This is a genomic window from Mucilaginibacter sp. PAMB04274, from assembly GCF_039634385.2.
Lineage (GTDB): Bacteria > Bacteroidota > Bacteroidia > Sphingobacteriales > Sphingobacteriaceae > Mucilaginibacter.
Map to the genome: position 1 here is coordinate 4421396 of NZ_CP155081.2, position 21676 is coordinate 4443071.

22 protein-coding genes are annotated in these 21676 nt (G+C 42.3%); 14 read left to right on the forward strand and 8 right to left on the reverse strand.

The window, feature by feature from the left end:
* Positions 1-14 precede the first annotated feature (14 nt).
* The 8 genes from istB to ABDD95_RS18655 all read left to right on the forward strand — a co-directional run bounded on the left by istB (position 15) and on the right by ABDD95_RS18655 (position 7345).
* Positions 15-767, forward strand: coding sequence for an IS21-like element helper ATPase IstB (istB, locus tag ABDD95_RS18620; RefSeq protein WP_345948854.1), 753 nt, complete (start codon positions 15-17; stop codon positions 765-767).
* A gap of 203 nt (positions 768-970) precedes the next feature.
* On the forward strand, positions 971-1882 hold the full coding sequence (locus tag ABDD95_RS18625) for a DUF2326 domain-containing protein (RefSeq protein WP_345948855.1): 912 nt from the start codon (positions 971-973) through the stop codon (positions 1880-1882).
* A gap of 198 nt (positions 1883-2080) precedes the next feature.
* A complete protein-coding gene (locus ABDD95_RS18630) occupies positions 2081-2875 on the forward strand; it encodes a hypothetical protein (protein WP_345948856.1) in 795 nt (264 codons plus the stop codon).
* Between the two features lie 372 nt (positions 2876-3247).
* Positions 3248-3625: a DUF2958 domain-containing protein gene (locus ABDD95_RS18635; protein ID WP_345948857.1), complete on the forward strand. Its 378-nt coding sequence runs from the start codon at positions 3248-3250 to the stop codon at positions 3623-3625.
* Positions 3626-4045: 420 nt separating this feature from the next.
* Positions 4046-4567, forward strand: a complete 522-nt coding sequence (locus tag ABDD95_RS18640; RefSeq protein WP_345948858.1) for a hypothetical protein — start codon at positions 4046-4048, stop codon at positions 4565-4567.
* A 191-nt stretch (positions 4568-4758) separates the two neighbouring features.
* Positions 4759-4953, forward strand: coding sequence for a helix-turn-helix domain-containing protein (locus ABDD95_RS18645; protein ID WP_345948859.1), 195 nt, complete (start codon positions 4759-4761; stop codon positions 4951-4953).
* 137 nt (positions 4954-5090) lie between these two features.
* On the forward strand, positions 5091-5852 hold the full coding sequence (locus ABDD95_RS18650; protein WP_345948860.1) for a hypothetical protein: 762 nt from the start codon (positions 5091-5093) through the stop codon (positions 5850-5852).
* Between the two features lie 560 nt (positions 5853-6412).
* A complete protein-coding gene (locus ABDD95_RS18655) occupies positions 6413-7345 on the forward strand; it encodes a zincin-like metallopeptidase domain-containing protein (protein ID WP_345948861.1) in 933 nt (310 codons plus the stop codon).
* A gap of 134 nt (positions 7346-7479) precedes the next feature.
* Here the strand turns inward: ABDD95_RS18655 and ABDD95_RS18660 are convergent, their stop codons facing one another.
* Complete coding sequence (locus ABDD95_RS18660; protein ID WP_345948862.1) at positions 7480-9006, reverse strand: serine hydrolase; 1527 nt, start codon at positions 9004-9006, stop codon at positions 7480-7482.
* A gap of 140 nt (positions 9007-9146) precedes the next feature.
* On the opposite strand from ABDD95_RS18660, the gene ABDD95_RS18665 reads away from it, so the two are divergent.
* A complete protein-coding gene (locus ABDD95_RS18665) occupies positions 9147-9857 on the forward strand; it encodes a hypothetical protein (protein WP_345948863.1) in 711 nt (236 codons plus the stop codon).
* A gap of 30 nt (positions 9858-9887) precedes the next feature.
* Here the strand turns inward: ABDD95_RS18665 and ABDD95_RS18670 are convergent, their stop codons facing one another.
* From ABDD95_RS18670 to ABDD95_RS18695, 6 genes are all read right to left on the reverse strand, one after another.
* Positions 9888-10256 (reverse strand): hypothetical protein, encoded by a 369-nt coding sequence (locus ABDD95_RS18670; RefSeq protein ID WP_345948864.1) that lies wholly within the window; start codon positions 10254-10256, stop codon positions 9888-9890.
* Positions 10240-12972 (reverse strand): MobF family relaxase, encoded by a 2733-nt coding sequence (mobF, locus tag ABDD95_RS18675; RefSeq protein WP_345948865.1) that lies wholly within the window; start codon positions 12970-12972, stop codon positions 10240-10242. The genes ABDD95_RS18670 and mobF overlap by 17 nt, the downstream gene beginning before the upstream one ends.
* 176 nt (positions 12973-13148) lie before the next feature.
* Entirely contained in the window at positions 13149-13919 is a 771-nt protein-coding gene (locus ABDD95_RS18680; protein WP_345948866.1) for a hypothetical protein, read from the reverse strand.
* 28 nt (positions 13920-13947) lie between these two features.
* Positions 13948-15444: a TraM recognition domain-containing protein gene (locus ABDD95_RS18685; protein ID WP_345948867.1), complete on the reverse strand. Its 1497-nt coding sequence runs from the start codon at positions 15442-15444 to the stop codon at positions 13948-13950.
* A gap of 53 nt (positions 15445-15497) precedes the next feature.
* Positions 15498-15686, reverse strand: a complete 189-nt coding sequence (locus ABDD95_RS18690) for a hypothetical protein (RefSeq protein ID WP_345948868.1) — start codon at positions 15684-15686, stop codon at positions 15498-15500.
* A gap of 104 nt (positions 15687-15790) precedes the next feature.
* Positions 15791-15967 carry a hypothetical protein gene (locus ABDD95_RS18695; protein ID WP_345948869.1) on the reverse strand — a complete coding sequence of 59 codons (177 nt, stop codon included), beginning with the start codon at positions 15965-15967 and terminating at the stop codon, positions 15791-15793.
* A gap of 241 nt (positions 15968-16208) precedes the next feature.
* On the opposite strand from ABDD95_RS18695, the gene ABDD95_RS18700 reads away from it, so the two are divergent.
* The 5 genes from ABDD95_RS18700 (at position 16209) to ABDD95_RS18720 (ending at position 20217) form a co-directional block, all read left to right on the forward strand.
* Complete coding sequence (locus tag ABDD95_RS18700) at positions 16209-16526, forward strand: hypothetical protein (RefSeq protein ID WP_345948870.1); 318 nt, start codon at positions 16209-16211, stop codon at positions 16524-16526.
* Positions 16527-16606: 80 nt separating this feature from the next.
* Positions 16607-17830: a hypothetical protein gene (locus tag ABDD95_RS18705; protein ID WP_345948871.1), complete on the forward strand. Its 1224-nt coding sequence runs from the start codon at positions 16607-16609 to the stop codon at positions 17828-17830.
* 156 nt (positions 17831-17986) lie between these two features.
* On the forward strand, positions 17987-18256 hold the full coding sequence (locus ABDD95_RS18710) for a DNA-binding protein (RefSeq protein ID WP_345948872.1): 270 nt from the start codon (positions 17987-17989) through the stop codon (positions 18254-18256).
* A gap of 1 nt (position 18257) precedes the next feature.
* Positions 18258-18539: a hypothetical protein gene (locus ABDD95_RS18715; protein WP_345948873.1), complete on the forward strand. Its 282-nt coding sequence runs from the start codon at positions 18258-18260 to the stop codon at positions 18537-18539.
* A 403-nt stretch (positions 18540-18942) separates the two neighbouring features.
* On the forward strand, positions 18943-20217 hold the full coding sequence (locus ABDD95_RS18720) for a site-specific integrase (RefSeq protein ID WP_345948874.1): 1275 nt from the start codon (positions 18943-18945) through the stop codon (positions 20215-20217).
* 405 nt (positions 20218-20622) lie between these two features.
* On the opposite strand, the gene ABDD95_RS18725 is transcribed toward ABDD95_RS18720, so the two are convergent.
* Positions 20623-21597, reverse strand: a complete 975-nt coding sequence (locus ABDD95_RS18725) for a putative sulfate exporter family transporter (protein WP_345948875.1) — start codon at positions 21595-21597, stop codon at positions 20623-20625.
* Positions 21598-21676: the final 79 nt, after the last annotated feature.

Genomic DNA, 21676 nt, shown 5'->3' on the forward strand with positions numbered 1-21676 from the left:
ATAATAATATCAATATGAACACGAACACTTTAGACAAGATGCGGAAGATGAAGTTCTTCGGCATGTTCCATGCTTTCCAAAGCAGCCTGGAAACCGGGCAAACAGATAGCTATACGGCCGATGAATTGCTGGCTCATCTCATTGATGCCGAATGGGATGATCGGCATAATCGTCGCATTGAGCGGCAGATCTATTATGCTAAGTTCCGGTACAAAGCATCTATCGAAGATGTAAACTACCATGCGGACCGGAGCATTGATCGTAATCAGGTAATGCGGCTTGCAGATTGCACATTCATCGAGCGTTATGAGAATGTATTGCTGACAGGTAGCACCGGTATAGGTAAGAGTTATATAGCCTCTGCAATTGGCTATCAAGCTTGTACGCAGGGTTACCGAGTACTCTACGCCAGTACCCCCAAACTACTGGCCAAACTAAAGATGGCCAAGGCCGATGGCTCATACATCAAAGAAATAGCAAAGATCGAACGGCAGCACCTGCTTATACTTGATGACTTCGGATTGCAGCCATTTGATGCGCAAAACAGGGCTGCCCTGATGGAGATCATCGAAGACAGGCATGGCAAAGCCTCACTGGTCATTACCTCACAACTTCCGGTAAGTAAATGGCATGAGGTGATCGGCGAAAAAACGATAGCTGATGCCATACTGGATCGTATTGTACACAGCGCTCACAGACTGGAGCTCAAAGGAGAATCTATGAGAAAAAAACGCAGGGCTGATGAAAAAGAAATCAGTTACCAATAATAACCTTTAATAGCTAACTTTGTAATAATGCTTCTACAGCATTTGCTGCACCATTCCGCCAGTTCTTAGACTGGTCAGTTTGCCACGGAATCGCCTGGTCAACATTCCCGTAATACCTAAATATTGCCGGTTATGAGTTAATTAAGTCTGATCTTATCCGACTTGAGGAAGACATTGAAGCGCGACGCAGACAAAAAGGGGTTTTGAAACTCCAGCTCGCAAAACTGAAACCGGTATCACAACGAGTAGATTTCGACCTAGGCGAAATATCTGAATTCTACGACAATTTAAAGGCGGGACTAGGTAAACATATAAAAAAGAGCCTATCAGAAGCGATAGAATTTAAAAACAGCATCGATGAATTTCAAAACAGGCTTCTAGGTGAGCGAAAAAAAGTAATCATTGCTCAAGTTGAGAAAATAGACAATGAGCTTGAATCATTGGATAACCAGTATAAAAAGGGATTATCAGTAATAAACCAGAATGGTTCGCTTAAAAATCTTAAGCAAACCTATGCAGCATTTAAAGACAAATCGGACCAGCTTTCAGAATTAAGAAGTTTTGTTCTTCGATATGATGAGTTAACTGCTGACAGACAGCATTATAGAGTAAGAAAAGAGCAAGAACTCCTGCGTTTGCAATCGTTGCTTCAAGAGCACCGCAGGGTCATTGAAAGTTTAGAAAAAACTGTCTTAATGATCCATGAATACGTTCAAGGAACTAGGCAGGCATCTCTTCAAATCAAGCAGGTAAATCGTGTTCAAGTTGTGGAGATAACCATGCGAATTGCTGACGATGGGAGCCACAGTGTAGAACGCGAAAAAACTTTTATTTATGACCTCGCACTCCTTATTGATGAACATACAAGGAAAAACCATCCTGGCTTTTTAATTCATGACAATATCTTCGACGTTGATCAGGATACGCTACAGCGCAACCTGAACTTCCTAGCTAATAAAGCAAACTTCAATGGGAGCCAATATATCTTAACCTTAAATGCTGACAGAATTGACTTTCGAACAATGCCTACACTCGACAGCTATGTTCGGGCACGCTTCACAAAGCAAAATCGGTTTTTGAAGAGAAAATATCAGGAAGTTAAGAAGGCACAATAATTTGTGGCCTCGTTTCCAAGCAAGATTTCTGAAATTATACTTATAATTGTGTGTGCTCGTTGGCAAGCCAGCTCGTTCGTGCAAAGATTTCATCAGCCAACAGATTAATAATGCAAACCCGCCAAGGTTGTTATCTAGTCAACAGATTACGAACGCTCCACCCATAGATAATGAACTTGGCTAAAAAAGGTATGTATTATGAAACCAATCGACTTTTTCAGGTTGCAAGCAAAAAACCTGCTTAGAGACTTCAAAACCCAAACAATTCGTTTTGATCCAGAATTCGACAGTGATGTTTATGAGTACAATCCAAGATTTTTCGACATTGACGGACTCTTTTTGGATTTTGACATTGATGAAGAAGATTTCAAACTGGCGGATGCACAACACCTAATGGCTCGACTGGCCGGATTCAGAAAATGGGCAGACCTCACCAAAGGTACAGCCAGCGAATTTGAACTTGCCAAACTACTCTTCGACAACCAGCACAAAATCAGTGCGGAGGAATGGCACTATTACATTCGTGGTGTTGAAACAGACAATCAGCTTAGATACGACCCTGACTTCCGACTGGACGTTTTCCAACAAGTCTTTGCTGACGTTGAAGGGCATCAGACCATGTATCAGGACTATCGTTTGAATCGTGATGTCATTGGGAAATTAGGTGATGAACCTCCTATCAAAGAAAAACGCCACATACAAACAGACAATATCCAGATTACAACTTTACCTTTAGAAACCGGCATTCGTGAAAGGTTCCTTGAAACTGCCGAGAATTCTTTTGAACGTGTTTTAGAGCGTATGGAACCCGAACAGCCAGAACTGATCCGCAAGCTGTGGAATCCAGCACTTTACATCGACGAAATCCTGTTGACCGAAGATATGTTACCCATTGATGATGGTTACGCACTGTCATTGGTGGAAGCGTTTCTCGTCCATCATGTTTTCGATCTTGCAGACCAGGCGGAAGCTGCTAAGCCGTCAGGCGATTAAAACTAACATGACCCTCATAAGCAACTGATTCATAGCTGAGGCAATTATTTCTAGTTGCCTTAGCTCTTTTCACTCATACCTATCAAGTCGCATCCACTCCGAGACTTCAACTTACAGTCGTCAGATTACCGTTGCTTGATGCGCATTATTCTTTGCACCAGAATTAGTTAAGACACGCTCTTTCCTTTTATAGTTATGGGATCGATGGTTGGGCACACGCGATTAGCCGAAGCGCTCTCGACACCAACTATTATTTCCCTCTTGCCCCATTGGGGCAATTCACTCGCCCATCCAAAATAACAGCCGGTTTGTTCGCTTAACTCCGGCTCTGTCATCGCCTGTAACCATCAACCCTTATGAAAGGAAAATACAATGTCTTCATTATTCACTCAGGCGCAGTACGAACAGCTCATAAAAAACGGCAGCGATACCAGCCCTGATAAAGACTACCCGCCAGTCGTCAGGTTATTTCTGACCAACACTTCAATGACCTGGTTAATCAGTGAGCTTGACCCTGACTATCCGGAAATCGCCTTTGGCTTATGTGATCTCGGCATGGGCTTTCCAGAGTTGGGTTTGGTAAGTATCGCTGAACTCGAAGAATGCCAGGACTTTCTGCACCGCATTGTTCGTGATGATAACTTCGAAGGCAAATACCCACTTAGCGTATATGCCAATGCCGCGCGTAAGGTTCGACGCATAGTAATAGACGATGTATCACTTCAAGCCGTACATCATCTGAAACCTTAGACTATCAGCGCCCTGGCTCCAGTCAGGGCGCTTCCCTTATTGTGGACATGCGATTTTTTGTTGAAGCTGTTTTTCTATGAACTGGCCGCTACGTTCCATAGCTTCCATTTTCACTACCTCACTGCTCCAATTGTAATCCCAATGGCATAGTTGATGTAAAAACCTGTCATCCCCACATTGGCCGTGTGCCTTCATCAACCCTTTGAACGAGGCGAATTTATACCTCTTCGGCTGTCAAGGCCATGCGGAGTGCCGCATAAAAAATCTCCACACCTCTGCTACGCTACGGGTAGTATTTTTTAGCGTCAGCCTTGCCAGCCAGCCCACCGCGCAAATATCTAGCCTCTATCAAAGGGCAGATGAGGCAACCTCAAATGACTTTGGTGATAACAGATTTTTTAACTTATTAAACATTTCCACATGGAATTTAACAATCTGAACGGTGTAGGCGTTAAGAACGAACCTGCAAAACAAGCAAACAACAATTCACAAAACGGTGCAGCAAAAAAAGACCATGCTGCCCAGCCAGCCAAAGCGCAGACTGCGGATGCCAAGCCAGAGGCCGACAAGCCTAAGGCCGAACCTGCGGTAGAAGCAAAGCAGGAAGTGAAACAATCGGAGGTACAACCGGCCAAAGTCGAGCTAACCCTTGATGACAAGCTTAAAATGGTAAGCGACCTGCACCGTAGAAGCGTTCAGCGCATCAACCTGATCTCCCGTATGCGCCAATTGGAAGCCTTCGAAGTTGCCTTAGCCCAGGAAGGCGACGAGCTAAATGAGAACCCTTACCAAGGCTGCAAACTGATTATCCGCGATGATAAAGGACGTGAGTTCCTGACGTCCACTCCAGGATTGATCCGCATGGTGTCTCAGTTCATTTTCTCAGAATGTAATCTGAAATTGAAAGAAATCGAATCGACGATCAACTTTCCCGGTGTATAGAACCGGATTGCCCCTGCCTTGCAGGGGCAATTTTATATCCTTTTAGGCCGACAATTTATAATTGTATTTTATTCTTTGTTAATGGGAACGAATTCCCATTGAATTTTCTATAACGTAGGATTATAAACCTACATCTATTAGGGCCACCAGAAGCCACTTTTCAAAAATTCATTTTTTCCAGTGAGGTAACCATGCGTGACAACCATCACGACCCGTTGCTCGACCGCAAGGCGGCAGCAAAATATCTAGGCCTGACCAATCCGCATACGCTGGCCGTATGGGACTGCACAAAACGTTACGACCTACAGCCGATCAAGGTAGGCAGGGCCGTTCGCTATCGCAAGTCGTCTCTCGACGACTTTCTCAACAGCCGCCTTGTGCGATAGGAGGCGACATGAAGCTGGAACAAGCTAACCTCATTCCACTTACAAAAGTCCTGCTCGCTCTCGGCTTTGAACCGTTGGACATCTGCATCAACGCTTTGGTGTATGACTCACCGCTACACGATAAAGAGCCGGGTAGCATGATTGTAAGATCGGAAGAGAATACCTGGCACGATAGCACCATCGGCAAGATCGGCGGTGTTGTCGATTTCGTCATGCTGTATCTTAAATCCACGAACGAAGACGACACCGAGACCGATGCGCTACGCTGGCTCAACAATATGGTTGTCAAACCCGGTTCAGCAAAATCATCAAATGTGGTTTTGCTGCCCGGCTGGCGTATCAGCCGCAAAGATGAGTTGGAAGACCTGGCGCTTATCCGCTACCTGGAAAAGCGCGGAATTCCCTCCGACCTTGCACGTAAAACTTATTTTGAAGCCTATGTGCAGGAGGTAGGCACCGGCAAACGCATGTACACGCTTGCCTTTGAGAACGAGGACGAAGGCTACTCCTTACGCAACATCTTTATGAAAGGCACGGTCGGCCCTCAAACCGTAACGTTTAAACGCGGAGAGGTGGCAAAGCCAAAGGCCGTACATCTGTTCAAAGACAGTTTCGATTACCTATCGGCTCTTTTGCGGTTTCCGCAATACGTATCGCAGCACGATAGCATCGTTTTGAATTCGGTTAGGCACCTTACTGCTGCGTTTCCTTATCTGGTCGGTTACGGCTACCAGACCTTGTATAGTTGGATGGATAATACGGAACGCGGCAACAATGCCACCTTAGCCATTAATCGCTTTGTCAGGACTCAGGACGGTTTAGGGCATAAGCCGATGAACGGATTGTATCGCGCCTTTAAAGACGTGAACGACTGGCATGTGGCAACCAGCGAATGTTAAAGCATTTCCGATTCACCTGTGCCGGAAGGGAAAAGCAGCATTTCAACTACACTTAGTCGCACGACGTCATCGTTTAAGCCATTCCTGTTTTGATGCAGTTAATGGTTTTTGCATGAGATTAACAGAAGCCGGTCTTTACACCAAAAGTTAATTTCCTCTTGACCCTGCGGGCCAATTCACTCGCCCATCCAAATTAAAATTTGGCTCGCTCCCTTGAACTTCTGTTGGTCATCTCCTGCAACCATCAACTTCAAACAGGAAAGGCATAAACAATGACACAACAATACAAGTTCAGAGTTCGAAACTTTCAAGGCTTCCTTCAACACTTTGACACTTACGAGTTAGCCAATCGGGAACTCAGTCTTTGGGTATTCCAAGTCAGCGGATTCAGCTTCGATAACACATACGCAAACATGCTCATGTTCGACGGCTCAAAGCAATATGTACCGATCAATGAAGCCAACGAAATTCTGATCAACGGCCAATGGTACGGCCCTGAACACTGGAACCACTGACACCCATTCACCTATTACAGCTTATCAACCTAAGAGGAAAACAACATGACCCAAGCAGCAACCACTGCAAAATCCGATTTCAGCATAAATCAAAAGGACGTTTATCAACAGGTAACCGATACCATTATTGAACAATTAGAGAAGGGCGTCGTTCCCTGGCAAAAACCCTTCGATGACAACTCACGCAACAGATTTACAATCCCGGTCAACTTTACCACCGGCAAACGTTACCAAGGCATCAACATCATCCTTCTTTGGGCCCATGCTATCAAAAACAACTATCAGTCGGACGAATGGGCCACGTTCAAGCAATGGAACGATAAAGGTGAACGCATCCGCAAAGGTGAAAGTGCAAAAACGCAATTGATCATTTTTTATGACACCTATGAAAAAGAGGTCGATGGGGAGCTGCAAAAAGTGCCGTTTGCCAAAGTTTCAACAGTCTACAATCGTTGTCAGTTGCAAAGCTATACGACCCCCGAGACTACAGCCGAAGATACTAACAAGATCAAACCGTCCGTCAACAAAACGATTGAAATTGAACAGTTCATTATCAATACCGGCGCTGAGATTTGTGAAATAAACAGCGGTGCTTACTATGACATCACTCAGGACAAAATCTTTATGCCATATGCAGCAAGCTTTAAAGAAACAGACCAATGTTCAATCACAGAAAATTACCTGGCTACATTGTTTCACGAGCTGACCCATTGGACGGGTGCCAAGAAACGCCTGGATCGTTTGGAAAAATCACGTTTCGGTGATCAAAAATACGCCAATGAAGAATTGGTAGCCGAATTCGGGGCTGCCTTTTTGTGTAGTGGCTTCAGTTTGCCAACCGTTGAGAAAGGCAATCATGCGGCCTACATTGATAACTGGCTGAAGGTGCTCCGTGAGGACAATCGCGCTATTTTCCGTGCTGCGAGTGCGGCAAACAAAGCAGTTGAATATTTAAATAGTTTACAACCTTCCTTTTAATTTTTAAAGAGCCAATCAATCCGGCTCTTTATTCATTATACGCTTGTTAACACACAATCGAGATGAAATTAGAAGTCACATAGCTTAGCAGCTTGTTTTTAGGGTTCGAGCTCTGCAATATTTGAGTTAGGAGCCTATGAAGTCCGTAGCTTTTGAAAACTCAGGTTCCACATTCTTTGATTGGATAAAATAAAGCCTAGGATTCGGTCTTCTTCTACAATAAATTTTAATGTAAATCTCGGCGTTATAAAATATTCGTTCGTTACCTGTCGCAGGTTGTAGCGTACAAATTTCCTGCCTAGTAGCACCAAAGCGCCTTGCTCCAATGCAACGGAATACTTTGCGTCCAATTCAACTGAGTAATATGTGCCCTCATAATTCTTTAAAGAAAATGCAATTTGCTCCCTTGTTAGCTTTGTGAATTGCAGCGACAGACCAAAACTAACATAGTTAAAACAGGTAGAGGACACAGATTCAATCTGTGTCAACGAGTCTTGAATAAGAAAGTTCTTATCATCTATTTGAAATAAATTATTACCCTGAATTTTCAATGCATTTTCACTGTCAACTTCAAAGATGATATTCGAGGGTTTATTGAGGAACCAACCACTCTCAAAGGTATCTGGGTTCGGATAAGATACTTTCGCTCCTTCTAAATTGTGTTTGATAAGGGTTGCTTTCGAAAGACTTCCGTCAATTAAAGCAGCGACGCGCATTGCATAAGGAAATAAATTGGACACTCCATAATTCGATAAAATAACTATCGAGACTTTCGACGAAAGTATTCTAAGTAAGAAAGCGCTGTATCCGTAATCCCAACCGCTATGCATTTGCACACTTAACCCATTGGACTCAAGAATCATCAACCCGTCATGATAGAGGAGTTCTTTCCTTTCTATGGAAGGTAAGCCCACTTGGGTTTTATAAAACGTTTCTTCTATCGAAATTAGATCTTCAATAGTCGAATACATTGATGTCGAGCCAGTAACATCGAAATTTGGCCTACTAATTTCATACTGACCATTGATAGAAGGCTTTGGTACGTATGGTGTAGCCATCCAATCCAAACTATCTTTATATGAGTAATAGCCTGTATTTACGGTGCCATATTGTTCAAATAAATAATCTGTCGTTAGCTTTTGGATCGTTTCACCAGTTACTTTCTCCAAAATAATCGACAGAAGTGTATAACCAGTATTGTTATATGCATAATGACTTTCAGGATGGAAGTTTAAAACCGTTTGTCGCTTAAGGAGCTGTAAGATGTCGTCATTAGTTATAACATCTTGAGGCCTCCAACCGGCATATTCGGTAAGTTCCCATTGATCCCTAAGTCCGCTTGTATGGTTTAAGAGATGTTTGATTTTAACATCTTGAAGATTTGAATCAATTTCTGAAAAATACTTTCTTAAATCATCGTGTTCACTTACTACTCCTTTACGTTCCAAGTATCTAAATATTTCCGCCACAAAATGCTTGGTCAGCGATGCAATGTGAAACTTAGTTTTCCCGTCAATTGCTACATCGTGTTCGATGGACGCTTTGCCTTCGAATATAAATTCCTTTGCACCATCTTGATATATGCCTAATGCATAACCTTTTGGGCTCGATGGATTGGCTGACTGGAAAATCTTCCTGATACGACTTTGTAAATCTTGCATAGGCTATCCAAATGAAATTCATTAACTACTGTAACCCGATGACTCTACCTTATAATATAATCTATTGGGGTACAAATTCCTAACGTTTAAAATGTTAAATTAGCTACCTAATAAGCCAATTAATACACAACTATCTTTAAATGAATTTTGACAATATAGCTAAGTATTCTGGGTTCGTACTAACTGTTGTTTCTTTAATTATCGGGTTGGATTATTTTTTACATGATAGGAAGCTTTCGTTGGAAATCACCGCGGTATGCATAATAATTTCGGTGGCTCTATATCTTAAGTTCAATAAAAAGGATGCGATCACATTTGATTTAAAAGTTTTGACGCATGAAGTTGAGATCGATTTGCAGGATGTAAATGGCGATCTCGCGATTCACAGCAGGAAGACAAAATTTCTTTGTTTGAAAAATGGTGTAAGTTCGTTTACCGATCATATGAGTGCAGACGGAGAATTTAGTGAACCTAAAGTACACCCTGGTATAATTGAAGAAATCAGGAAAGAGGGTGGCGATTTATTTGTAAAATCGAACTTTGGGCACGTCCTTAAAAAGGGAGAAAGTATCGACAAGAAAATAACTGCTAAACTTAAAAATTCATTCAATAACCAACCAGAGTATTGGTCTGTTCGAATCATCCTGCCAACCGAGGAGTTCAAGCTTACAGTTATCTTTCATCGAGATAGGCCCTATAGAAGCTTTAGAGGATACAGAAGGGTGACATCTCATGAAACTTTAACCGAAATTCAGCCCGTTGAAACATTGATTTCAGGTCGTCCAGCTTTAATTTGGACGGTTAAAAACCCTGTGATCAAAGATGTCTATAAACTATTATGGGATTGGTAGACGTAAAGTAAATCGCTAACAGTTTAAGTTTTATATATTCTCCAAGATTTCGTTGACACAGTAGGCATCGCCAGACAGTTGATTGTAACGCTCATCCTGAGAAATTATCCTGATCGGCAAATGAAAAAGCAGCTTATCGAATAGTGTCTGAAGCTTCACTCCTTTTAGCTCAATGGTTGCCGAGGTGAAAGTTAGCCTTACAAGGCCGTTCTCCGGCAGATAATCGCTACTGACAAGATAGGCATAATTTAAAAACTTCATACGTCCGTCCGGCCAGACAAAGCATACATTACGAACTGACGATTGTACCTTGTATTCGTCAGCCTGATCTGTACTTCCAGCAGATTTTTGCTCGGACTTATCAAATTTATCAAATCCTAAATCAAAGTCCCGGTTCATAATCATCCTTTCCTTTGGTTACCTCCAATGCTCTGTCCTTTCCTCTTGATTGCGGTTCGCGCTCCGGCCCTTTGACAATCTGATCCTGCACATAATCAGCATGGGTATACCCACCTACCAGTTCCAGGGCCGATTGGCGGTCGCCTAATTCGCTGGCATATTCCAGCAACGCTTTTCGGTCGTCTGTGTAGATATGCGCGGCATCCTTGCCCCTGGACACAGATACGTAGAACTGTTTGGCATCTGTCGCCACAAACGTTGCCGATGGCTGAGAGATAAATACTTCTGAAACAGTTCGCCCCTGTGCAGAGTGAGACGTGGTGCTATAGGCATGATCGATGTTACCAAAATCGCGGTCCACCTCGTAAGACACCTTGCTTGCAGCGTTGTGCAACACAATCTTTCCTTGCTTGCTGACACTCGCCACCTCCAATATTTGCCCGTTGTTCATGCGCTTATCATTTTTATCAAATCCATTGCGACTGATGCGGACGGTATCACCTTTTGAAAGGTTCAATTGAGTGTGAGCATACACATCAAAGCTTCTAGCGCGATCAAGCGGCAGTTGGCGCGTTTCATTATTCTTATTGCTAATCGTCACTTGCTCCCTGTCGATACTTTGAATCTTCCATACCGATCCACGCCTGATTTTTGGTACGTGCTGGCTGAATTGCACGATATCGCCTTCATTAAGGTTGCGGTAATCAGATCGTTCCGCTTCCGTTAAATTGCGGTTATCAAATTTATCCACACTGATTTCTTTTTTGCCGATCAGTCCGTTGGCCCGTAACTTTTCGCGCAACTCGGTGGTGACCGCATTACCTTGAGCATGAGTAGGCGATACAATCATGGCACTTTTGCCATTCTTGAGGGCTTTTACGTACTCGGTAATCAGCAATTCATTAGGCTTAAGCGGATCGACGTTCTTAATTGCACCGATGCTGCTTAACTTGATAAAGGCTTGCTTGGTATCTCCGTTAGATAAGTCCTCGACCGCTTTACGATAATGGATATTCTTTTGCCGGACAATTTTGCTAACATCCGACGTTTTAATTTTTCCTACAGAATTAAGGACGCGCATTGCATCGCCACGCACTGTGGCGCTGTGCTGGTTGTAGTCCCCTCCTAAGATAAGCTTGGCATTCTGCTGTTTCGTGATGCTAAGGAGTGCTATCATATCCTGTGTACCCATCAAACCGGACTCATCTACCCACAAAACTTGCCCTGCTAACTGCTCTTGCAGTTTTTTATCTGCCAAAAGCTTTGCGACCGTCTCGGCATTTTCAAAGCCTTCAGAGACCAGTACGCCACGCGCCGCCTGTGAGGTTGGAGCAACCACAAATAATTGCTTACCGGCGTTCTCAATATGTTTCCTAGCCTCGACCATAATCGTCGCCTTGCCTGTTCCGGCCGCCCCACGAATAATTGAGGTTTGGTCGGTGGTGGTTAAAATATCGGCAATGGCGTTTTGCTGATGGTCGTTAAGGTGAGGGGCCAACGCCGGAGCTTTGCGGTATAGTGGCTGCTGGCTGTTTAATCCCTGCCGGGCCAATTCCACCATCCTTTTTTCTTCTGCCAATACCGGCTTTGTCGTACAGACGACTTGATGCTTCTCCTTTACACGAATGATCCGGCTGTCGCCGTCAAAACACTTCGTTAGCCCTTCTATGGAAAGCTGACGCTTTCCGATGCTTTGTCGGTAGGCTGTTTCTAATATCCGGCGCTCCGGTTTAACAGAGGCCCGTTCAAAGGAATGCCGTAACGCGTGATCAATAACATCTTCTGGTATTGTTCTATCAGCATATGCCTTTTGTGCATAACGTACCGGCATGACATCTTCGCCAGGTTGTAACGTTACCTCTTCACGCAGTTGTCGCCGCCATTCCGTTTTTAGTTCGGCCATTGTGTGGCCTTTTTGCTTCTTGGCCCTGGTCTTCGCTCCAAGTTCTGCCAACACCTTTGGGTCGCTAATACCCTTTTCCTTGGCAAATTCACCAATGGCGTTGGTGCGTTTACTAAAATGGTTGATGGCAACTTGTGGCACGTTGGCGATTTCAAAAGCTTTGTCTGTTCGTCTTATGCCATAACCCAGATCAATAAGCTTGTCAGATAACCGCTTATGAAACATCGCTTGGTAATAGGGCATCGACCTTTTGATATCGCGAAACTGCCCAGCCTTGTTCGTGCCTTCGACGCGGTCATGGGTAGCATTAAATATTACGTTATGGGAGTGCAAGTGAACGTCAGGCAAAGAGCCGTCCACAGGCCGAGCGGTTTGGTGCGTAACCTCGAACCATAGCAAATTGCCCGTAGCTCTATCCTCCTGTGATTTGCTTTTACGTACCCGCGTTTGCGCATCCATTTCGATGTCTTGCATGGTTTCGTTTACGCTGTCCTGGAACGCCTGTAAAATGTGCTGATCGTTTGCTAAAGCATGTAAAATACTGACACTTTTTGGCGCGTTGAACACCACATCGTAAGCAACGGTCCGCCCCTCTTTGGTGTGTTGTGTAAGCGGCTTGCCAGTCACAGGATTAACGTTATCGATAAGCGAGAAAAAGCTCTCTTTTGATGGCTCGATGTCAAGTCCAAGATGCTGTGCTAGTTTCCCAAAATACCGCCCTTTAAGGTCCTGATCTCCGACGTAATAGTCCGATTGCAGCAGTGCGCCGGAATAGTATTCTTTGGCCTGTTTTGCTGAAGTTGTTTGGTGCATGCGTATCATAGCAGCAGTTATATCGTGAAACTATAAAAGCAGTGCTGGACTTCGTTTCTTTGTTACGAATAGATAAGAGGAGGCGTATTCTATTAACCAAAACACAGCACCGGGAAGATTCCATAAGTGGTTCTAATTTTCCTTACAGACATCTTCCCGTTGCTGAGCAATGACCGCTACACGATGTCCGTTGCAGGCTCATTTTCGATCATGCTATCTGCCAGTACCCGCCGAAATTGCTTGTCAGGTGGCACGGTGCCGAAAAACTCAACACCACGGCCATCCTCTGGACGCATCCCTTCGGCAAGTGTTTTGCCTAAATCTTCGCTGCACATAATCTCGTCGATTCTGTCCATTAAATATTGATCGCCTAAATAATGCGCTCCAAAATAGCTTAGTGAGTAAATGATACTGCAAACAATCAAAAGCGGTCCCACCGGCGAATCAAATAAGTTTAGAATTGCTCCTACGGCGATGCCGGTCAAAGGTTCATAGACCGTGGAAATTAACCGACGCCCAGGCTCAATACCAAACAGCTTAATGTTGTAGTAAAAAGGTAGGATGTCTCCTGAATAGTGGCTGAATTTGGCAAACTCAAACACTCCCGGTTCCGACATCGTTTCCCGGTATCGCATGATGCCCATTGCAAGGAACACAAGTGCGAAGATGGCTTCCGATGGATGAGTACCAAAGCTATCTGCCACACTTGGGAAAGACCAACCTGAGTACGTACTGTAGTGCGGCACATTGGTGCCGAAAAACATTAACACAAACAGGGTGATACAAGTCATTAAACTCATGTAACGTTGGCCCATTCCCCGACGAAGAAACACTTCCAGGATGATGCGAGGCCAGCTCGAAATCCCTAGAAAGAAACTTAAGAGGTACAGTTTAATAAGGTTCGTGCGTTGGAACACGATTTGGTAATACGAATTATGCTTTTTCATGGCTGTTAAAAATTAAATTAGACTTCTTTTATTTATAGTTTTGATCAAATCGCACCTTGGCGAAATTTTGTCCGTTAAACAGCTTATCACCCTGGACATGGATGTAAGCTTCCACTTTGAAGTTGTTTCTGGAACCGCCAGTAATTAACCCTACGAACTCGTTGGACCGTACTTGCCTTTCGACAACTAGCCCACTGCTTTGGCTCGTGGAGTAATCTTTTGATATGGACACTGATTTGGAAGGATCGATAAAAACAGCATCGCCGATCAGCTCGGATGCGGCATTGTTTGTTTCGACATCGGAGTTAGCATGGAAGACCTTAGTATTAAGTGTACCCAAAAAGCTATGCACCCGGTCTCTTGACTTATCACCTAGCGCAGCAAAAAATTGTGAAAAATTTTGAGCAATGTAAATCGTCGCGACCCGCGAACTGCGCGCGGTATATTGAAACTGGCTATCTCTTTCATGTAGGAAAGTATATGCCTCATCCGCGAATAAAAATAGCGGCCTATCGTTCAAAGTGATATCACGCTTTTCCATTTCCCGCTGCCACAACACCTTGTAAAGGATTTGGCAATCTCTTCCAACATCATGATAAAGCTTGGTGGGGATATTCAAAAGCAGGACCTTTCCATCCAAGCTCAGCCTCGGATTAAAATCTTGCTTCTGCTTACAGAACAAGGAGTAGAAGGGTTCTCTTAGCAATGAGTAGAGCAGACCAGTGAAGCTAAACTCAACGATGCTCCTTGTTTTGGTGGCGAGATTCCTAAACGTATCCGTAAAAAACTGATCAAGCAGCTTTAAAGGCTTGTAATTAGGCACGGCATCCGACGCTTTTGCATCATAAGTACCATCGAAATCGATTTGCTCACGCTCTGCCCAATGCAGCCCGTTATACCAAGTGTCTAAATCTTTTGATACCTGAGTTCTTACCTTTGTAAAGGCTCTGTAGAAAGCTTTCTTATGGCGTTCTTCAGGCTTAGGCACTGGCTTGTCGTTATGCGGTGCAGTTTGCACAATATCATACAAGGTCTGCACATCGACTTTGCCAAAGGCCATTAAACAAAGATCAATGGCATTGGCAATCAGTTGATCGAGTGCCTGGTTCCAAAAAGGGTCGCTATTGTTTTTACCGCCGCTTCGCTCTGCACCTGCGTTGATAACCACCTTTAAAATTTCTAACAAATTTCCCGTTAAAGCATCGCCGGTGTTATTGCTGGATAAGTAGCTCATAAAGTCGAAGCTATACGGACATCCCGGCTCTAATACGAGCAGGTCTTTCGAACGCCCGGCCAACTGGCAATACTCAACCCATTGGTTTTTCTCGTCCGGCTTTACCGTCAGCACCAAGCCGCCGAAGCCAGCCTTTAACATCTTTAATGCCCAGAATTTACCCGAGGCACTTGATTTCCCCGCTCCAAGGCTGCCACAGATAAGAGTTCCCTCGAAAATATTCCTGTATGTATAGGCCCGGTAATCTCGGTTGTTAAAGAAAAATAGCGGGTCTTCTAATTTGTAACTCATTGTCTTAGTTTTTAAGAACCACCCGCAGCCTGGCTGCGAGTGGTCATTCATACTTACTTGTTCAGGCGGTTGCTTAAAAAGCTGTCCGAAGTGTTGCTGCCGTATTTGTTATGGCGGCCACCGTGGTCAACGATTATGCCTTGCCCCGGTCTTACAGTTACCGTGCTGTTATCCTTTTTGAATTTGTAAGGATCGCTGGTAGAACTGAAGCCCGCATCACGAATGGTTTTTTCCGTACTCATGATTAATGGGTTTGAAGGTTTCTGCTTACTCTGTTATTGGGTTTTCAGCTAATTCCCAGCCGCTTGCTTTAAGTGTTTAAGGCGCTCTCCACTATCGCGATATTTTAGTTGCCATCCCGCTGCGGATCGTAGTATTGGGGAAGCGTTTCAGGTGAGGGAAACTCTAAGCTGTTCCAATCATTTAAGAAATTTGCGTCAAACACTTTGTAAACCGTATTGTCGGTAAACGATGCAATTTTTGTTTGATCTTCTATTTTTAATGTTTGTCCTTTTTGTTTCATGGCTTTTCCTTAAGTTAGAGTAACGTTTAGGGCTTTATCAGAAGCCTTGATACAAATGGAGCCAAATCAAACCACTAGCGAATTTTTAGAAAAAACTATTTTTTCTATTTTTTTAGGGAAAAGCTCCAAGTTTTATAATTGTGGTATCAATGCTTAACTTCCGGGAATTGAGCAGGAAAAATTAATTGACAGAATCATACATAACGGGTATCATGTGATATATTTTGGGCGAGGCATTTTCTTGGGCAAGTTAGACGAGTTTACCACCTACGGTCGTTTCACTGGCAGTCTGCCAGATCACATGAGCGAGATGAATTTGGATGAGTATCTTGATAAATATGGTGAGAAGTGGGTCGCTGGTTATCTTCAAGCAATGGAAACTGTCTGCGTAGATTTGTCGGATATTCTGTCTCCTGCAAAAGATCGGGTGTCGGGAATTTCGAACACGCCTCATATTGTTCGCAAGCTCCTAAAAGAATACTGGGCGACTAATGTCGCCACAACCAAAAGTCTAATAAACAAAGTTTCGCCCGGCACGATGGAAAAGCCATCTCCGTAACCGGTGTCTGAACAAAAAATTATATTACCTCTGTCTGAAAGCTTGAGACGGAGAGATTTATTTACATCTAATTTGATTTTATGCGTATCGATGCAGCTCTATATCAACAACTCATTGAGGATTTCATTACCAAAGTTTGGGATGATGAATTAACAGAGGAACAAAAACTTATACATCCCCGAGGTCATAGTTCGACATGGGATATAGAAGAAGTCGGAATCAATGGCTACAATTTTTTCGAGTCATTTTTTCTCGAGCACTACCCCAAAACTGAGCGAAATCATTTCACCCGTAAGCTTCTTCAATATGATGGCGACACAATACCAATTAAAGATGACTTTTTATGCGTTATGCTCGAATTTATAGGAATTCAACTGACAAACAACACTCCAAAACGAGTTGAAAAGGATGCAAGACAAAAAGCAGCTGTGTTGTACAAAATTTATCAGGAAAGATTTTCTCAGGGCGACACCAAGAGGGACGATGAAATAAAATATGAACATTCATATTTCATGCCATTAAACGACGATGAGATACAATTAAAGAAGCTTCTTAGCAACCTATTTAAAGGATTAATTGAGAAGGATGACCTCAAAGTTTATAAGTGCTGGGAAGATAGAAGTTGGAACTCCGCAAGGTCGTTTTATTTATTTCAAGAACCTTTGGATCTTGTTAATTACTATTGCTCGTCAATTCAGTCTTTTGAACAAAGAGGTCGCATTAAACATGCAAAATGCTATGTCACTGTAATTGATCGGCTAAAAAGGTTTGAATCCAAAGAATTAGCTGTTTGTCGCAAGTTGAGTTTAAAAAATTTGGATACGTTTATAACGAATCTACAAAGCATCAAAAGAACCATTGATGCTGATGAAAGGTATTGGTGGATGGATGATATAACTATTCTCCAGTTGCTTAACCACGACTTGAGTGAATTAATAACAACATGCCCGGAAGAGTTGAAAAGACGTGCAACCAATTTGTTTCCCAACAAAAAATTAAGCCCGCACCAAACGCACTACGAATTTAAGTTCATTTATGAAGATAATTGGCTTATAAGAAGTTGCGAACGTATAGGTAGCAATATATTAAATCGTAATGAGGAGAACGTTCAATATAGAAGAGATGAAAACACGATTTTCTGGTTGATTAACAAGGCAGAGCACATCACAACTTCGGATTCTCGCGCTGCATTGAGTAATAAAGAATCTTTCGAGTGGTACACAGCTCAAGAGAGTGCGCGTCTAAAGGAGTGGACGTCTCATCATCGCGAACTTCTAGACCAGATAGGAACGGAAGACGAATAGTCAAAACGCGGGAACTTCACATACTCTCTGGTAGAAACCAAGAGTCCGTACCTTCTACAGCTTTAAAGCTGCAAATAAGAGGAAAGTTTTTTCCAATAAAAGTCAATTTCAATATTAGATAAAGCAAGGGGCTGTCAACTTTAAGCCAATAATAATATGCAAGTCATTTGTTTTGAAGATGAAGCATTCTATGAAATGCTTGACCGGCTATACAAGAGATATAAAGCCGATAATAATATCAATGAAGAGAAGTGGATCACTGGCGATATGGCCATGAAGCGGCTGGGGATTTCTAGTAAAACAAGTTTGCAGAAGTTCAGAGATGAAGGGCGTATCAGATTTGTCCCTGTAACACCTAAGAACTTTTTATATGACAGCGATTCAATAAACGCTTATTTGGACAGTAAAGCACAAAACACTTTCTAATATGGATAGAGCACATTTGAGTGAACAGGAGTTCGCTGATTATTACAACATTGGGTATGGGTTGAATAAAATGTCACCTGAGATAGCGGAATTGATTGTCTCTACCCAAACCCGCACACCACAGTTAGATGCCCTAAAAGCTGGAATTGAAATATCTCGTGAGCCAGAAAAAGAAAAATCACATCTGCCTGATTGGTTGAAAAAAGATTGGTTTAAAGAGGATAGCCGAGATATGACACAAGACAAAACAAAGGAAAAAGGGCAGGAAAGGGACGAGTATTAGTATGCTGTGCGAATGACAGCCACCAACTAGTCTTGTGCAAATCTTGTGCAAACAAAAAACCCCACTCGCCAGAGTGGGGTTAAATCATTGATTTTCAGTGCTCCTGAGGCTGGGCTCGAACCAGCGACCCTCTGATTAACAGTCAGATTTAACACATTATTAGTATTTATAAATACATTGTTATGTATTTATAATCAATATTTTATATATTTTTCAATATTAGTTAATTTGTGATATTTTGTGATTTGTTGTCCATTTTTCTGCAAATTTTCTGCAAATAATTAAATCATTCTTTTTATATTTGTATTAGTAAATATCACTATAAATCAGCATTTTATATCATTTATTGTGATGCTTATATTTTGTTTGTTTCTGCAAATTTATACATTTAATTATTAAAATCATGAAAGCAGAGGTTTCTTTATATCTGGACACAAGGCGGGCATTGAAAGATGGCACTTACCCTATAAAACTACACGTTTATTTTACCGCAAAAATGGAACGGTGGTATAAAACTGATTACAAATTGAGCAATGAACAGTTTGAACAATCTTATTTGGCTGCCAGGCCAAGAGGAGAACTTAAGGAACTTAAAATTGAGTTGGATGCTATTATACAAAAAGCGGCAGAACTGGCTAAGGATTTAGGTGATAGCTTTACTTTTGAAAAATTTGAGCGCAAGATGTTCCGTACCAAAGCAAGCGCCAATAATGTTATTGACCATTTTGCTGGTTATGTAAAGGAACTGGACAAAAATGAGCAGATCGGCACAGCTTCCAGTTACAATTGCAGCATTAATTCTATCACGGCTTATTTAAGTGAGGGTAAAAAAAATCCGGTTACGTATATTCCTTTTGCCTCACTTTCAGCCGATGTTTTAAATAAATACGAACAATGGATGATCTCCAAAAATAGTTCCAAAACAACAGTTGGTATTTATATGCGTAATTTAAGGGCAATCTTTAATAAAGCAATTTCAGCCGGAGATATTTCCCCTGAACTTTACCCTTTTAAAACTTATAAAATCCCGAACGGCAAAAATGTAAAAAAGGCATTGGAAACACCTGATCTTAATGCGTTATACATTGCAGATGTTGCCAAAGACAGCTTAATGCTAAAGGCCAGGGATTTCTGGTTTTTCAGTTACCAGTGCAACGGGATGAATTTCAGAGATATTGCTGAATTAAAGTTTAAAGACATCCGTGATACCTATTTTTCATTTTTAAGGCACAAGACGAAAAATACTACAAAGGAAGACCCGACCCCTATTGTTGTTCCCTTGACCAGCTATATTAAAGATTTTATTAAAAAGTATGCAAACGAAAAAGGCAAGCCTAATGATTACTTATTTCCGATATTCCAGACAGGCATGTCAGCAAAAGAGCGGCATCGAGTCAACCAAAATTTTATACGGTTTGTTAACCAGCACATGCAAAAACTGGTCGATCAGTTAGGCTTATCATTTAAATTAGGCACGATGGTAGCCCGCCATTCGTTCACTACCCAGGCAACCCGTACAATGGGACTGGAATTTGCACAGGAAGCTTTAGGGCATACAACGATGAGCACGACACAGGACTACTGGAAAGGCTTTGAAAATGATGCTAAAAAGAGTATGGCAGAAAAGCTTATGGAATTTACGGTTGCAAAACCGACAGTAATTGAAGAGGGTGTTTGAAACGGCCTCTTCAATACCAACCTAGTTGCTGCAAATCGAAAACAAATAGAATTAATTATAACTTTCGCAGCTATGCATAGTCGGCGAGTAAGTCAAACACAAAATCTTTCATTTTCACCAGTTGAGCAACCAATAGCGCGTAGTCCAGTAAAACGTCAAGGCCGGGCAAACGCTAAAAATTAACATATTTGCCCGCTTGTATAGCCTTTACGTTTTATTCCGGCGTAGGCTATCTTTGCTATGCTGGTGAATGATTGATATAAAATAAGTGGGTTGCGTAGTGTGGTAATGGCTTCAATTTCGTTTGAAATCAGTTCGATGATTTACTCTCAATGACACATAGATGAATTGAATTTTTGAACTGACCCAGTTGATTACCAATATTTATCTTTTATATCAATTCATTTATGCCAAATGCATTACCGCATACAAAGCTGCAACAGATATAATTATCCAAAGAACAACGCCCTGGAATAAGGGTTTAAAACCAACTGACACGATCACCTTCCTGGATAAACCTGCACCGATCAGAAATAATGTAAGGGTTAATCCGGCCTTAGCAATGGCGATCATGTAGGGGCTGATAATTTTAGTAGCCGGGATATAAGTATTGGCTATCATAGCCAGTATAAATAAGCCAATAAAATAGGGGATACTGATCTTTTTTGATTTGTTTTTGAAAATAAAGGTTGACATAAAAGCAACCGGGATGATCCATAAAGCACGGGCTAATTTGACAGTAGTGGCCACTTCTAAGGCATGAGCGCCATACTTACTTGCAGCACCTACTACTGAACTGGTGTCGTGGATTGCGATAGCACACCATAAGCCGAATTGAGTTTGAGAAAGATTGAAGTGATGCCCTATAATAGGGAATACCACCAATGCTATTGAATTAAGGATAAACACACATCCCAAGGCGACAGAGATTTGTTTTTCCTCCGCTTTGATTACAGGTGAAATAGCCGCAATAGCGCTTCCACCACAAATTGCTGTGCCTGCTGAAATAAGGTAAGAGGTTTTCTTTTCAATATTTAACCATTTGCCCATGAAATAACCAAACACAAGGGTTCCGGTTATGGAAGCAATAGTAAATAAAATGCCTTCTTTACCCGCTTGCATGGCGCTATGTACGTTCATGCCAAATCCCAGTCCTACTACTGCTATTTTAAGCAACAGGTTAGTAGCTTTATGATTTAGGTGCAAGTAAGGATGACCTGTAAACTGTGCTATAACAATGCCTATTAATAAAGCTATTGCAGGGCTTGCAAAAGGTGAAAGACAAAAGATGACACATATAAAAAATAATATCTTTTGAGCAGTTGTGCCAATATTAAATATCAGGCCGGTCGATGGTATTGTTGATTGTTGGGTATTCATATCCGTTGTTTTGATACCCAAATATCAATCAATTTCTTCCTGCATTTTTATCATAAAATAGGATGCTCAATAACAAAAA

Coding starts and splice junctions, on each gene's coding strand:
- ABDD95_RS18635 (WP_345948857.1), top strand. CDS start 3,248: ATGTCTTCATTATTCACTCAGGCGCAGTACGAACAGCTCATAAAAAAC.
- ABDD95_RS18720 (WP_345948874.1), top strand. CDS start 18,943: ATGAAAGCAGAGGTTTCTTTATATCTGGACACAAGGCGGGCATTGAAA.
- ABDD95_RS18645 (WP_345948859.1), top strand. CDS start 4,759: ATGCGTGACAACCATCACGACCCGTTGCTCGACCGCAAGGCGGCAGCA.
- ABDD95_RS18695 (WP_345948869.1), bottom strand. CDS start 15,967: ATGAAACAAAAAGGACAAACATTAAAAATAGAAGATCAAACAAAAATT.
- ABDD95_RS18710 (WP_345948872.1), top strand. CDS start 17,987: ATGCAAGTCATTTGTTTTGAAGATGAAGCATTCTATGAAATGCTTGAC.
- ABDD95_RS18665 (WP_345948863.1), top strand. CDS start 9,147: ATGAATTTTGACAATATAGCTAAGTATTCTGGGTTCGTACTAACTGTT.
- istB (WP_345948854.1), top strand. CDS start 15: ATGAACACGAACACTTTAGACAAGATGCGGAAGATGAAGTTCTTCGGC.
- ABDD95_RS18660 (WP_345948862.1), bottom strand. CDS start 9,006: ATGCAAGATTTACAAAGTCGTATCAGGAAGATTTTCCAGTCAGCCAAT.
- ABDD95_RS18630 (WP_345948856.1), top strand. CDS start 2,081: ATGAAACCAATCGACTTTTTCAGGTTGCAAGCAAAAAACCTGCTTAGA.
- ABDD95_RS18680 (WP_345948866.1), bottom strand. CDS start 13,919: ATGAAAAAGCATAATTCGTATTACCAAATCGTGTTCCAACGCACGAAC.
- ABDD95_RS18685 (WP_345948867.1), bottom strand. CDS start 15,444: ATGAGTTACAAATTAGAAGACCCGCTATTTTTCTTTAACAACCGAGAT.
- ABDD95_RS18640 (WP_345948858.1), top strand. CDS start 4,046: ATGGAATTTAACAATCTGAACGGTGTAGGCGTTAAGAACGAACCTGCA.
- ABDD95_RS18650 (WP_345948860.1), top strand. CDS start 5,091: ATGATTGTAAGATCGGAAGAGAATACCTGGCACGATAGCACCATCGGC.
- mobF (WP_345948865.1), bottom strand. CDS start 12,972: ATGCACCAAACAACTTCAGCAAAACAGGCCAAAGAATACTATTCCGGC.
- ABDD95_RS18690 (WP_345948868.1), bottom strand. CDS start 15,686: ATGAGTACGGAAAAAACCATTCGTGATGCGGGCTTCAGTTCTACCAGC.
- ABDD95_RS18655 (WP_345948861.1), top strand. CDS start 6,413: ATGACCCAAGCAGCAACCACTGCAAAATCCGATTTCAGCATAAATCAA.
- ABDD95_RS18705 (WP_345948871.1), top strand. CDS start 16,607: ATGCGTATCGATGCAGCTCTATATCAACAACTCATTGAGGATTTCATT.
- ABDD95_RS18670 (WP_345948864.1), bottom strand. CDS start 10,256: ATGAACCGGGACTTTGATTTAGGATTTGATAAATTTGATAAGTCCGAG.
- ABDD95_RS18715 (WP_345948873.1), top strand. CDS start 18,258: ATGGATAGAGCACATTTGAGTGAACAGGAGTTCGCTGATTATTACAAC.
- ABDD95_RS18725 (WP_345948875.1), bottom strand. CDS start 21,597: ATGAATACCCAACAATCAACAATACCATCGACCGGCCTGATATTTAAT.